Below are 13,431 nucleotides of genomic sequence, written 5' to 3' on the forward strand. Positions count from 1 at the left end.
CGGCGGCCGTTAGAGCTTGCCGATGATGTCAGCCAGCAGCCGGGAAATCCGGGGGCCTGCAGCGGCTCCGGCTTCCAGGACCTCGGTGTGGCTGAGCGGCTCCGGGCTGATGCCGGCGGCCAGGTTGGTGACCAGCGAGATGCCGAACACCTCCATGCCGGCGTGCCGGGCGGCGATGGCCTCGAGCGCGGTGGACATGCCCACCAGATCTGCGCCGATGGTCTTGGCGTACCGGACTTCGGCGGGCGTCTCGTAATGCGGACCGGTGAACTGGGCGTAGACGCCTTCATCCAGGGACGGGTCCACGGTGCGGGCCAGCTCGCGCAGGCGGGAGGAGTAGAGGTCCGTCAGGTCCACGAAGGTGGCGCCTTCCAGCGGGGAGGTGGCGGTGAGATTGATGTGGTCGCTGATCAGAACCGGGGTTCCGGGCTTCCAATCGGGGTTCAGGCCGCCGCAGCCGTTGGTGAGAACCATCACCTTGGCGCCGGCCGCAGCTGCGGTGCGGACTCCGTGGACGACGGCGCGGACGCCCTTGCCCTCGTAGTAATGGGTGCGTGCGCCGAGAACCAGCGCGCGCTTGCCCGACGGCGTCAGCACGGACCGAATGGTCCCCACGTGCCCCTGCACAGCGGGGGCGGAAAAGCCCGGGATATCCGTAGCGTTGAGGGTGGCAGTGGTCTCGCCGATCAGTTCGGCGGCCTCACCCCAGCCGCTGCCGAGGACCAGGGCAATGTCATGGTTGGGCACGCCGGTTTCCTCGGCAATGTACTTGGCGGCCTGCTGGGCTAGTTCAAAAGGATCGTTGCTCACTGGTCCAACCTACCGTGACTTATGCGTGCACCGCATGGTGGCTGAGCTTGAGGCGAAGCTTCCGGCGTTTGAGCGGGCGGCGGGGATGGGACAGAATGGACAACTGTGACGACCCAACTTGATTTTACTGCCCGAAAAATTGCGATCCTCGGCGGCGGCCCGGGAGGATACGAAGCCGCCATGGTAGCCGCGTCCCTCGGGGCGGACGTCACCATTGTGGAGCAGGACGGATTGGGCGGCTCAGCCGTGCTGACCGACGTCGTGCCTTCCAAAACCCTGATTGCCACCGCCGACGTGATGACCCGCTTCGCTTCGGCCTCCTCCCTGGGCGTGGACTTTGGCTCCACCGGGCAGCCCGCGGTGGCGGACCTGAAGATGGTCAACAACCGGCTCCTGGCCCTGGCCAAGGAACAGTCCAATGACATTCACCGCACCCTTGAGCGGGTGGGGGTGAAGGTCATCACCGGCAAGGGCCGGCTGCTGGACAACAAGACCCTCGAGGTTGTCACGAAAGACGGCACGCAGACTGTTGAGGCTGAGGCGCTGCTTATTTCGGTTGGCGCCAGCCCGCGCGAGCTGGAATCCTCCATGCCCGACGGCGAACGCATCTTCACCTGGAAGCAGGTCTACAACCTCACCGAGATCCCCGAGCACCTGATCGTCATTGGCTCGGGCGTCACCGGCGCGGAATTCGCGTCCGCCTACAACGGCCTGGGCACCAAGGTCACGCTGATCTCCAGCCGCGACCGGGTCCTGCCCGGCGAAGACGCGGATGCCGCCGTCGTGCTCGAGGACGTGTTCCAGGCCCGCGGGATGACCGTGCTGAACCGTTCGCGCGCCGAGTCCGTGAAGAACACCGGCAACGGCGTACTGGTTACGCTCGACGACGGCCGCACCGTGGAAGGCAGCCACTGCCTGGTGGCCGTGGGCGCCATCCCCAACACGGCAGGCATCGGTCTGGAAGAGGCCGGCGTGCAGCTCGATGACCGCGGACAGATCAAGGTCGACGGCGTTTCCCGCACCACCGCCTCCAACGTCTACGCCGCCGGCGACTGCACCGGCGTGTTCAACCTTGCCTCCGTGGCCGCGATGCAGGGCCGGATCGCCATTGCACACCTGATGGGCGACGGGGTGAAGCCGCTGAAGCTCAAGAACGTCGCCTCGAACATCTTCACCTCCCCGGAGATTGCCTCCGTGGGCGTATCCGAGCAGGACATCGCCGAAGGCCGCTATCAGGGCGACGTCATCAAGCTCTCCCTGCACACCAACGCACGGGCCAAGATGATGGAGGTCAAGGAAGGCTTCGTGAAGATCATTTCGCGCAAGGGCTCCGGCACCGTCATCGGCGGCGTTGTGGTGGGCCCGCGCGCTTCGGAGCTGATCTTCCCGATCGCCATCGCGGTCACCCAGAAGCTCCACGTCGATGACCTGGCCAACACCTTCACGGTGTACCCGTCGCTGACCGGTTCCATTTCCGAGGCTGCCCGTCGTCTGCACGTGCACATGTAGTTTCCCGTCCGGCCGGGTCCTATCGGCACTTACGCAATATGCTGCCATCGCAGATGCGGCGACAAGCGCTGGACAAGTCATGACGCTGGGGACTTGTCCGTTTGTCACCGCCACAAACAAGTTTGGGTCGTCTCTGCCTCTCTTCCAGCAGCTATTCCCGAAGACGATTGAGTCGAAAGGCATTGGGCCCCGATCGCGCTTCCAAATAGCTAGGGAACCGAAGTGCCGCTCGGTGTCAACAGCGTTATGACCATGAGTGTGGCTTAGAATGACGTTCGATGCAGCACCGCCGAGTCTGAGGAGAACGGACGCAGCGCACTTTGATTTCCCTAAAATGAAACATATCGTCCTCTACACGTTCCTGTGATACTGTCACCTAGGAATTTATGTCAGTGGGGAATGTTGGACGCTCAAGAAATCTTAAAGGGAAATGAGCCTCTAAAGGCCGCGGCGCTTCGGAAGACTCGGGATATTTCCATCGATTCTCTTCGCGGAATTGCCGTACTCCTGATGGTCGCGGGCCATGTAATCGGTTCCGCTTCGGATCGTGGAATGGATGTGCCGGACGATTCGGCCTGGCGCTATTTCTACGTGGCACTAGAAGACATCCGAATGCCGCTCTTTGCGGCGCTGTCTGGGTACATCTATGCTCGTCGTCGGGTCTGGGGACCCGAAGCAATGGGCGCCCTCATTAGCGGGAAGGTGCGGCGACTTCTCGTGCCCCTTATTACTGTAGGAGCCGCATTTCTGCTCGCCCAAATGATCATTCCCTTCAGCAATTCGGAGCCGGGCTTAAGCGATTTCTGGAAGATGTTTGTATACGGCGGCGAGCATCTATGGTTCCTGCAGGCGATGTTCTTGATTTTCGTGTTTGTTGGTGCCCTCGATATGTTTGACGTACTATCAACACTCAAACGCTGGGCGATAGTTTTTGGATCAGGGTCTGCGGCATTTGTGCTTGTCTCGATCCCTTCGGACGCCAATGTTTTCAGCCTAAACGGCGCCATTCGCTTGTTACCATTTTTTCTCCTTGGGTATGGGTTGAGACAGTTCGATATAACGAATAAGAACCGACGCATTCTGATCTTTTGTGTCCCAATGTTCGCGGCCGTATACACTATTCGGCTCTATACTGTCCTCAGTTCCTATGAAGACACCAATCCCGCAATGCGAATTCTTGAACTATGCGTCGGACTATTCGCAATAACAGCCCTTATCCTACTTCGTTCATATCTTTGCAGTCGTCCGTTGGCATGGCTCGGAAAATATTCGTTCAGCATATATCTGCTTCACCTGTTTGCATCAGCAGGGACGAGTAAGATACTGAACCAATTGGGTGTTGACAGCAACTTTACACTTTTCTTGGTTGGAATGATCGTGGCTGTCGGCTTCCCCATTATCTTCGAGAAGACTATCGGCAGAGTGAATTGGATCAGTTGGGCGGTACTCGGGCAGAGAACACGCTGAAGACTGCGGCGTCCTGCGCCGTGATGACCTGGTCATATCTACAGTGGATTCCTGCTGCCTATGCGTCGAGCTAGTATTCTGGGATAGCAAAAGGTGATGCAGTCATAGGCGCAAGCCTTTAATCACCATGCCGCACGCGTGCGGTAAAGTAGTAATTCTAGAATGGGGCGCCCATTCGCTTGTTGACGCGGCTAGTTGGGCCGAGCACACAATAAATTCTGACTTCAGGACGATCCCGATCTGATGTACCCGTCTCGAGCTTTGTGGCTCTCTGTGTTTTGGGGGAAGTAATGAGAAACCTTTTGTCTCAAAGAGTCAGGGGGAAGCTTGTGCCGGTAGATAATCAATTGCGACTTGATATTCAAGGTCTACGTGCCATAGCTGTAGGTGCGGTGCTGCTCTATCATGCGGGATTAGGGTGGATCCCTGGTGGCTTCGTAGGCGTAGATGTGTTTTTTGTCATATCTGGTTTCCTTATCACGGGTGGAATTATCAGAGAAATCGACAGGACGGGCAGGCTGTCCCTTGTCGGATTCTATGCGCGGAGGGCGGCGCGAATCTTGCCAGCTGCGACCGTCGTGCTAGTTGTTGTGGTAATCGCGAGCTACCTGCTGATGCCCATGACGCGATGGTTGCAAGTCGGAAAAGATGCCATGGGGAGTGGCCTTTACGTAATCAACTGGATGTTGGCCAATGACTCCATTGACTATCTCGCAAATGATCAAGCTCCTAGTCCGCTCCAACATTTCTGGTCCCTAGCGGTAGAAGAACAATTTTACGTTGTTTGGCCGCTAGTCGCGGTAGTGGCAGCTTGGTTAGCCACTAGGATGCGCCGGAATCGAAAGAGGGTCATGGGGATTGCACTCATGACACTGGCCGTTCCTTCATTCGCATGGTCACTATACATGGTTGAGACAAGTTCGGGACCAGCCTATTTTGTCACTACAACGCGCCTCTGGGAGCTTGCTGTTGGTGCGGGGTTAGCACTTCTCGGCCCAGTGGGTTTGAGAAGTCCGAAGGCACTTGCGGCTATTGTCGGATGGTGCGGGTTGGCCGCGATCATGGCGGCGGCTTTGACTTACACAAGCGTTGTACCTTTCCCTGGGGCCACGGCGCTGCTGCCGACGGTGGGTGCCGCAATGATCATTTGGGCAGGCCCAGTGGCCGGGAGGTTTGGGCCGACCGCAGCACTTGGACTACGTCCTATGGTGTGGGTTGGCACCATGTCGTATTCCCTTTACCTTTGGCACTGGCCGCTGCTGGTATTGACGTCGGCAGTCGTCGGAGAGTTAAGCCCGATGGCAGGCCTTGTTGTTGTAGTGGCTTCCTTTCTGCCCGCTTGGATGAGCTTGCGGTACGTGGAGCAACCTGCGCTGGCGTGGGGGAAGCGTGCACGGGGCGGAGGCCCCACGTTGCGGGCGGGGGCGCTAATGTCGCTTGCTGCAGTAACCGCTGGCGTTCTCTTGGCCATCATGGTTCCTCCGGTGCCGCCATCCACAGACATAGAGTTTTCGGCTTCGCCGCTTCCCAATAGTTCCGCTGTGCCAGAACCTCTGGCGGGGGCTTCTGTTCTGATTAGTGATCCGAGTCAAGGGGTACCTATAGAATCCTTCGCATCCATCACCCCTACCGCCGTTGCGGCATCTTCTGATGTTCCTAGGACATGCCTTCAGTCGGAGACGAGCGATGCGGTACAGAAATGTGTGATGGGCGACACGGATTCCTCCACTGTAGTGGCCGTGGTGGGTGATTCTCATGCTGCGATGTTTGTACCTGGAATTGCAGCAGTTGCCAGCGAGCAGGGGTGGCGGTTGGACGTTTATACGAAGGGGTCATGTCCGTTTACGGCTCAGATGGTGCTTGTCGATGGGCGCCCATACGAGAACTGTCTTTCTTGGGGCGAGAACGTTGCTAAGGATCTAATGAATAATCCGCCAAGTGCGCTAATAGTTGGAACAAGTCGGTACCAGGCAGCTGGCTTTAGTGACCGGTCCGCCAGCGAAGATGCTCTAATTCAGGGGATGCGTGCGGCTTGGACGCCCTTCGTGGAAGCCGGCGTTCCCGTTATATCGCTGAAGGATGCTCCGCGCCCCGGCGAGTCTGTTCCGGACTGCGTCGCGCAAAACGAGACGGAGTTGTCTCGGTGTGCGCTGCCTAGGCAGAATCTCCTTTCCAAGAGATCGCCTGAGGTTGAGGCAGCTGAAGGTATGACCGGCGTGTATGTTGTCGATCTCACTGACGCAATTTGCCCGGGCGAGATGTGCCCAGCGGTCATTGGAGGCGTACTAATTTATCGGGACGGAAATCATCTAACGGCAACTTACTCGCGCACTATGAAACCGCAAATCATGGCCGCCCTTGTTCCACTGATAACACCGGCCCAGTAGCGGGTCTGGAGGCAACGGACACTGTGGGGCTGTGCGGAGACTCTCCTCCGGTGAGGGGTGCCGTGCTGCCGTCTGGGCGCTTTCGGCGTCTGCTAGTCGTGATCAAGGCGCGTACGGCGTCCGCTTCCATGACCGAGGGGAGTGGGCGCCCTCGGGGTTCTCAGGTGTCTGTTTCGCGGTCCGAAGGGCATCGGCAGGGCAACAGTATATGTTCCGCAACCCTCCATCTCGCTATGTGGACACGATGTCCGAATCGTGGGATGTGGCTCTTAGCATTATGCAAATAACCTCACTCCCACTGAGAAAGACCTCCAATGTCTACTACCGATCCCTCCGCGACACCTACGCCGGCACCGGCGCCGGCAAAGGCCAACACCAAGGGCCGGGTGATTGTCGCCAGCCTCGTCGGAACGTCCATCGAGTTTTATGACTTCTACGTCTACGCGACCGCTGCGGTCCTCGTCTTCCCGCGCCTGTTCTTTCCGAATGCGGAGGGCGTCACAGCCCTGCTGAGTTCGTTCGCGGTCTTCGGTGTGGCCTTCATTGCCCGCCCGCTGGGATCCATTGTTTTCGGCCACTTCGGCGACAAGGTGGGACGCAAGGGAACCCTGGTGGCCTCGCTGCTGACCATGGGTATTGCCACCTTCCTGATCGGCTGCCTGCCCACGGCCCTCACTCCGGGCTGGACGATCCTGGGCCCGGCACTGCTGGTGGTCCTGCGTTTCGCCCAGGGCCTGGCCCTCGGCGGCGAATGGTCCGGAGCCGCACTGCTGGCTACGGAGAACGCACCGGCGGACAAGCGTGCCGTGTGGGGAACCTTCCCGCAGCTCGGCGCTCCGATCGGCTTCATCCTGGCCAACGGCCTGTTCCTGCTGCTGAGCTTCCAGCTGACCAGCGACCAGTTCGACGACTGGGGTTGGCGCGTTCCCTTCCTCGCCAGCGCCGTCATGGTGATCATTGGCCTGTATGTCCGGCTGAAACTGGTGGAGACCCCGGCCTTCCAGAAGGTTGTCGATTCCGGTGAAGTGAGCAAGATGCCGCTGAGCCGCGCGTTCAAGTACAGCTGGCGCGAGATGATTGCCGGCACGTTCATCATGCTGGCCACGTACGTGCTGTTCTACCTGATGACCACCTTCACGCTCTCCTACGGCACCGCCGCCAAGAGCGAGGAGGCTGCCCGCGCCACCGCCGAGAAGGCAGGCAAGGCCTTCGACCCGGACACCTTCGCCGCCGGCCTGGGCTACGCCCGCAACGACTTCCTGATCATGCTGATCATCGGCGTCGTGTTCTTCGGAATCTTCACGCTCGTCTCCGGTCCGCTGGCCGAGAAGTTCGGCCGCCGCAAGACGCTGTTGGTGGTGACCACGGGAATCCTGCTCTTCGGTTTCACCTTCTCCCCGCTGCTGGGCGGCGGAACCGTCGGTGTCATGGCCCTGCTGATCATCGGCTTCACGCTGATGGGTCTGACGTTCGGGCCGATGGGCGCCATGCTGCCCGAACTGTTCCCCACCAACGTGCGGTACACCGGGTCGGCGATCGCGTACAACGTCTCCTCCATCCTGGGCGCGGCAGTGGCTCCGTTCATCGCGGTGGCACTGTGGCAGGCAGCCGACGGCAGCCCGTGGCTGGTAGGTGTCTACCTGTCCTCGATGGCCGTGCTGACGCTGATCGCGCTGTTCGTCACCAAGGACACCAAGGACGTGGACTACACGAACCACTCCAGCTAACCCCGCAGCCTTAACGACAACGGCTCGGTCCCCGGTAAAGGGGGCCGAGCCGTTTTGTTGTTGTTGCCGGGTCAGTCCAGGATCGACGCGATCACAGCACCGGCGGACACCGTCGCACCGGGCAGTGCGCTCAGCCCCGACACGGTGCCGGACTTGTGCGCGGTGAGCGGCTGCTCCATCTTCATGGCTTCGAGTACGACGACGAGATCACCTTCAGCGACCACCGCACCGTCCTCGACGGCCACCTTGACGATGGTGCCCTGCATGGGGGAGGTCAGGTCGTCGCCGGTGGCGGCCGGGTTGGCTCCGCCGCGGCTGCGCGAGGACTTGCGGGCCTTGCCGTTGGCGCCGGCTGTGCGGTTGCCCGTGCCGTTGGACGCGCTGCCGTTGCCGCCGAGTCCGGCCGGGAGCACAACGTCGAGCCGCTTGCCGCCTACCTCCACTGTGACGCGCTGCCGGCCGCCGTCGTCGTTCCGTGAATTCTGCTCACCGGACCACGAGGGGATGTTGTTGACGAAGTCCGTCTCGATCCAGCGGGTGTGGACCTTGAACGGGCCGGCCGCCGGGGCGAAATCCGGATGCGCGACCACGGCGGCGTGGAACGGCAGCACGGTGGGCATGCCGGTGATTTCCATTTCGGCCAGGGCGCGGCGGGCGCGCTGGAGGGCCTGCTCGCGGGTGGCGCCGGTGATGATCAGCTTGGCGAGCATGGAGTCGAAGTTGCCGCTCACGGTTTCGCCGGCTTCGATGCCCGAATCCACGCGCACGCCGGGGCCGGTGGGCAGCTTGAGCGTGTCCACGGTGCCCGGAGCCGGCATGAAGCTGCGGCCCGGATCTTCGCCGTTGATGCGGAATTCGAAGGCGTGGCCGCGGATCTCGGGATCGCCGTAGCCGAGCTCCTCGCCGCGGGCCAGCCGGAACTGCTCGCGGACCAGGTCCAGGCCGGTGACTTCCTCGGACACCGGGTGCTCCACCTGCAGGCGCGTGTTGACCTCAAGGAAGGAAATGGTGCCGTCGGTGCCGACCAGGAACTCGCAGGTGCCGGCGCCCTGGTAGCCGGCCTCGCGCAGGATAGCCTTGGAAGCGTTGTACAGGCGCTGGTTCTGCTCTTCGGTCAGGAACGGAGCGGGGGCTTCCTCGACCAGCTTCTGGTTGCGGCGCTGCAGTGAGCAGTCGCGGGTGGAGACGACGACGACGTTGCCGTGCGCATCGGCCAGGCACTGGGTTTCCACGTGGCGCGGGGCGTCCAGGAAGCGCTCGATGAAGCACTCGCCGCGGCCGAACGCTGCGGTGGCTTCACGGACGGCGGAGTCGAACATTTCGGGGATTTCTTCACGGGTCCGGGCCACCTTGATGCCGCGGCCGCCGCCGCCGAAGGCTGCCTTGATGGCCAGCGGCAGGCCGTGTTCGTCGGCGAAGTCCAGGACCTCCTGGGCGTTCTTCACCGGATCGGCGGTGCCCGGCACAAGCGGGGCGCCAACCTTGGCCGCGATGTGGCGGGCCTGGACCTTGTCACCGAGCTGGGAGATGGCGTGCGGGGAGGGACCGATCCAGGTCAGCCCGGCGTCGATGACGCGCTGGGCGAACTCCGCGTTTTCGGAGAGGAAACCGTACCCGGGGTGGATGGCATCGGCGCCCGACTTGCGGGCGGCGTCGAGGATCTTGCCCATGTCCAGGTAGGACTCCGCGGCGGTGCTGCCGCCCAGGGAGTAAGCCTCGTCGGCGAGACGGACATGCAGGGCGTCCCGGTCGGGGTCGGCGTAGACGGCAACCGAAGCCAGGCCTTCATCGCGGGCGGCCCGGATGACCCGGACGGCGATTTCGCCGCGGTTGGCGATCAGGATCTTGGTGATGCTGCGGGTGCTGATCTGCGTGGTCTGGGTGGCGTCCTGCGGGTCCTGCAGGGTGCCCTGAGGGGTTTCCTGCAGGCTGCCGGCGGGTGCGGGGTTGAACTGGCTCATTGAATGCACTGGCTCCTTTTGATCTGTTCGGAGCCTAGCGCGATTTTGTGGTTTCCAGCCATATTGCGTGCTGTTTCTGCGTGGGACACCCGGTTTCGTTGTGGGGACCCTACAATCCAGTGCCGTTCGTCGGGCGGGCGGGGCAGGGCTAACTGCTGCCTGTTTCCCTGCACAGCGGGAAGCAGCCCCGCGGCTGTACCCAGTGGCGTCCACCAGATGCCGCAAGTCCGGCCCGGCATGGTTGATGGATTATATGAGACTGCCGAAGCCGCTCCCTCGACCGCTGGAGGGTCAGCCTTTTACCGTCGTCGAAGCCAAAATGCTGGGGGTGGGAACCGAACGGCTGCGTGCCTCTGACCTCCGCACTCCCAGCCGCTCCATTCGGGTTCCGCGAGGCTCGGCGACGAATCTCGTCAACAGCTGCAGGCCGTATCTTGATCTGTTGCCCGATGCCGTTATCAGCCATGCCACGGCTGCAAGGCTTCACGGTCTGGTGCTGCCGCGGCGGCTGGCGGAAGAACATGTGCTGCACCTGAGCCGCGGCTTCGGCAAGGGACAATCACGGCGGCGAAATGTTGTGGGACACCGTCTGGAGCTGAGCCCCGAGGAAAAGAGCATCATTTCGGGCTTGGCTGTGACCGGCATAGCCCGAACCTGGTTGGACGTTGCGGGGCTGCTTTCGTTGGAAGAGCTCATTGTGATGGGGGACCAGATTGTGAGCGAGCATCATCGGAACTTTGGTCCGCCACGGCTGCCGCTCGTTCCCTTGCAAGAACTGCGGGCGTTTATTGAGGGCAAGCACCGTGTTGCGCACGTTCGCAAGTGCCGCTCCGCGCTGGAACGCCTTCGTGTTGGTGTGGATTCACCGCCCGAAACCGTGCTGCGGCTCATGCTGTCGAACGATCCACAAATGCCCGAGTTTGTACCCAACGTGGCTATCTGCGATGGCAGCGGTGAGCCGCACATTTGGACCGACCTCGGCTGCCGGGAATTCCGGACCTGTCTCGAGTACGACGGCGCGCATCACCTCACCCCTGAGCAGCAGGCTCGCGACCATTACCGCGACCTAAAGACGGCTGAACTCGGTTGGGTGCAGGTCAAAATCAGCAAAACGGATCTAGCCCGGGGCCAGCGCTACGTCTGGGCAAAGGTGCGCCGCGGATTGGCCTTGGCCGGTTGGCGCCCTTCGTAAACGGGTCTGCATCACGGGTCATTCGTAGAACAGGTAACGGGCTTCTGGACCGGGAATGAGCCCGTTATCTGTTCTATCGACGGGCTCAGGACCCGGGATGGCCCCATTATCTGTACTACGGACGGACACGGGTGTCGGCGGGAGGGCCTGGAGGCAGGCTCGTGTTCGCGCCGAAGCAGAGAAAGAACCCTACCGGCCCCAGAGGTCCGTGATCTTCACGCCGGCGCTGGCGAGCAGCTCGCGCAGCATCGAGACGGAAAGGCCGACGACCGCATGCGGGTCACCGTCGACCTTCTCGATGAACGCTCCGCCCAGGGAGTCGATCGTGAAGGACCCGGCCACCTGCAGGGGCTCGCCCGTGGCGACGTAGGCGTCGATCTCCTCGTCGGTGAGCTTGGCGAAGTACACCGAGGCCGAGCTGACGCCGCCGAGCGTAGCACCGGAGCCGCCGTCGTCGTCCGTGTCCCGGCAGTCCACGAGCCAGTGTCCGGTATGCAGCACGCCCACTTTTCCGCTCATCCGGCGGATGCGCTCGCGGGCCACTTCGGGTTCCCAGGGCTTGCCGTGCGCTTCGCCCTCGAACTCGAAGACCGAGTCGCAGCCGATCACCAGGGATCCCTCGGCCTCGGGCAGGGCAGCAACGGCTTCGGCTTTGGCACGGGCGAGCAGCAGCGCGGTGTCGTGCGGGTCCGGTGTGCCGTAGCGGGCGGTGACGGCGTCTTCGTCGACGTCGGACACGAGCACGGAATGGGCAATTCCCGCGTTGGTCAGCAGCTTGGTGCGGGCGGGAGAGGCGGAAGCGAGGATCAGGTTCAGGTCAGTCACCCCTCAAGCCTAACGGGGCCGGTGCAGGGGCCCGGAACGCAGGAAGGCCGCCCCGGAAATCCGGGACGGCCCTCACAGCGACAACAATCAGTACATCAACGCGCCTGGGCGGTGGCGGGCACCGTGGCCTCGACGGCGTCGGTCACCTCGGCGGCAACCTCTTCGGAGTCGTCGGCGAACGGATCACCGTTGCGCTTGGCGTTGTACATCGGCAGGTCCAGCAGGCCGTTGCGCTTGGCGACGATCGCGGGAACGACGGTCTGTCCGGCCACGTTCACGGCGGTGCGGCCCATGTCCAGGATCGGGTCAATGGCCAGCAGCAGACCCACGCCGGCCAACGGCAGGCCCAGGGTGGACAGGGTCAGGGTCAGCATGACGACGGCGCCGGTGGTTCCGGCGGTCGCGGCAGAACCCAGCACGGACACCAGGGCGATCAGCAGGTAGTCGGTGAAGCCCAGATCAATGCCGAAGAACTGCGCCACGAAGATCGCAGAGATGGCCGGGTAGATCGAGGCGCAGCCGTCCATCTTGGTGGTGGCGCCCAGCGGCACGGCGAAGGAGGCGTAGGCCCGGGGTACGCCGAGGTTCCGCTCGGTGACACGCTGGGTCAGCGGCAGGGTGCCCACGGAGGAGCGGGAAACGAAGGCCAGCTGGATGGCGGGCCAGGCGCCGGAGAACCACTGGCGGATGGACAGGCCGTGGGCCTTGATGAGCACGGGGTAAACCACGAACAGCACGATGGCCAGGCCAACGTAGATGGCAATGGCGAACATGCCCAGTGAACCGATGGTGTCCCAGCCGTAGGTGGCCACGGCACGGCCGATCAGGCCCACGGTGCCCAGCGGAGCCAAGCGGATGATCCACCACAGGACCTTCTGGATGACGGCCAGTGCAGAGGCGTTCAGTGCCAGGAACGGGGCAGCGGGCTTGCCGACCTTCAGCGCGGCAATGCCGACGGCGATCGCGATGACCAGCACCTGCAGCACGTTGAAGTTCATGGCGGTGGAGGCGGCGCCGGACTCGGCGATCGAGGTGCTGGCGGTCAGGCCCAGGAAGTTGGCCGGAATCAGGCCGGTCAGGAAGCCCATCCAGCTTCCGGTGCCGCCCTGGTATTCGGCGGGCGGCTCGGCATCGGCGTTGGCGCCGGGCTGCATGATCACGCCCAGCAGGATGCCGATCACCACGGCAATAAGTGCCGTGATCGCGAACCAGAGCAGCGTCTGCCAGGCCAGGCGGGCGGCGTTGGACACCTCGCGCAGGTTCGCAATGGAACTGACGACGGCGGTGAAGATCAGGGGGACGACGGCGGCCTTCAGCAGCGAGACGTAACTCGTGCCGATGGTGGTCAGCGTGGTCGTCAGCCAGTTGGGCTCGCCGTCACCGACGGTGCCCATGTTCTTGGCCAGCAGGCCCAGCAGCAGGCCCGCAATGAGGGCGATGATGATCTGCGGTCCGAACGCAGTCATCCAGCGGGGCAGCCTGCGGCCGGAGGAAGTCTTGGGGGAGGGGGTCTGTGTGGTCACCTAAAGATGCTAGTAGGCAGTCTTTATCAG

At 62.4% G+C, this 13,431-nt stretch carries 9 protein-coding genes; 5 read left to right on the forward strand and 4 right to left on the reverse strand.

The genetic code is table 11. The features are described from left to right. Window positions 1-9: 9 nt before the first annotated feature. On the reverse strand, window positions 10-810 hold the full coding sequence (locus KG104_RS05375) for a purine-nucleoside phosphorylase (RefSeq protein WP_104055272.1): 801 nt from the start codon (window positions 808-810) through the stop codon (window positions 10-12). A 105-nt stretch (window positions 811-915) separates the two neighbouring features. Between KG104_RS05375 and KG104_RS05380 the strand changes: the two genes are divergently transcribed. The 4 genes from KG104_RS05380 to KG104_RS05395 all read left to right on the forward strand — a co-directional run bounded on the left by KG104_RS05380 (window position 916) and on the right by KG104_RS05395 (window position 7,900). Beyond that, window positions 916-2,319: an NAD(P)H-quinone dehydrogenase gene (locus KG104_RS05380; protein ID WP_104055273.1), complete on the forward strand. Its 1,404-nt coding sequence runs from the start codon at window positions 916-918 to the stop codon at window positions 2,317-2,319. Between the two features lie 402 nt (window positions 2,320-2,721). Continuing rightward, window positions 2,722-3,786, forward strand: a complete 1,065-nt coding sequence (locus KG104_RS05385) for an acyltransferase family protein (RefSeq protein ID WP_207347501.1) — start codon at window positions 2,722-2,724, stop codon at window positions 3,784-3,786. A 290-nt stretch (window positions 3,787-4,076) separates the two neighbouring features. After that, window positions 4,077-6,173 (forward strand): acyltransferase family protein, encoded by a 2,097-nt coding sequence (locus tag KG104_RS18310; RefSeq protein ID WP_207347502.1) that lies wholly within the window; start codon window positions 4,077-4,079, stop codon window positions 6,171-6,173. 314 nt (window positions 6,174-6,487) lie between these two features. Next, window positions 6,488-7,900, forward strand: a complete 1,413-nt coding sequence (locus KG104_RS05395; RefSeq protein ID WP_104055274.1) for an MFS transporter — start codon at window positions 6,488-6,490, stop codon at window positions 7,898-7,900. Between the two features lie 71 nt (window positions 7,901-7,971). On the opposite strand, the gene KG104_RS05400 is transcribed toward KG104_RS05395, so the two are convergent. Beyond that, a complete protein-coding gene (locus KG104_RS05400; RefSeq protein WP_207347503.1) occupies window positions 7,972-9,861 on the reverse strand; it encodes an acetyl/propionyl/methylcrotonyl-CoA carboxylase subunit alpha in 1,890 nt (629 codons plus the stop codon). Between the two features lie 253 nt (window positions 9,862-10,114). Between KG104_RS05400 and KG104_RS18015 the strand changes: the two genes are divergently transcribed. After that, entirely contained in the window at window positions 10,115-11,053 is a 939-nt protein-coding gene (locus KG104_RS18015; protein ID WP_237686994.1) for an endonuclease domain-containing protein, read from the forward strand. A 189-nt stretch (window positions 11,054-11,242) separates the two neighbouring features. Here KG104_RS18015 and KG104_RS05410 read toward each other — a convergent pair whose 3' ends face one another. Both KG104_RS05410 and KG104_RS05415 read right to left on the reverse strand, forming a co-directional pair. Further along, window positions 11,243-11,878 (reverse strand): Maf family protein, encoded by a 636-nt coding sequence (locus tag KG104_RS05410; protein ID WP_207347504.1) that lies wholly within the window; start codon window positions 11,876-11,878, stop codon window positions 11,243-11,245. A gap of 95 nt (window positions 11,879-11,973) precedes the next feature. Then, window positions 11,974-13,344, reverse strand: a complete 1,371-nt coding sequence (locus tag KG104_RS05415) for a dicarboxylate/amino acid:cation symporter (RefSeq protein ID WP_207347650.1) — start codon at window positions 13,342-13,344, stop codon at window positions 11,974-11,976. Window positions 13,345-13,431 lie beyond the last annotated feature (87 nt).

It is taken from the genome of Arthrobacter sunyaminii, assembly GCF_018866305.1.
GTDB lineage: Bacteria > Actinomycetota > Actinomycetes > Actinomycetales > Micrococcaceae > Arthrobacter_B > Arthrobacter_B sunyaminii.

Coding starts and splice junctions, on each gene's coding strand:
- KG104_RS05400 (WP_207347503.1), bottom strand. CDS start 9,861: ATGAGCCAGTTCAACCCCGCACCCGCCGGCAGCCTGCAGGAAACCCCT.
- KG104_RS05415 (WP_207347650.1), bottom strand. CDS start 13,344: ATGACTGCGTTCGGACCGCAGATCATCATCGCCCTCATTGCGGGCCTG.
- KG104_RS05395 (WP_104055274.1), top strand. CDS start 6,488: ATGTCTACTACCGATCCCTCCGCGACACCTACGCCGGCACCGGCGCCG.
- KG104_RS18015 (WP_237686994.1), top strand. CDS start 10,115: ATGAGACTGCCGAAGCCGCTCCCTCGACCGCTGGAGGGTCAGCCTTTT.
- KG104_RS18310 (WP_207347502.1), top strand. CDS start 4,077: ATGAGAAACCTTTTGTCTCAAAGAGTCAGGGGGAAGCTTGTGCCGGTA.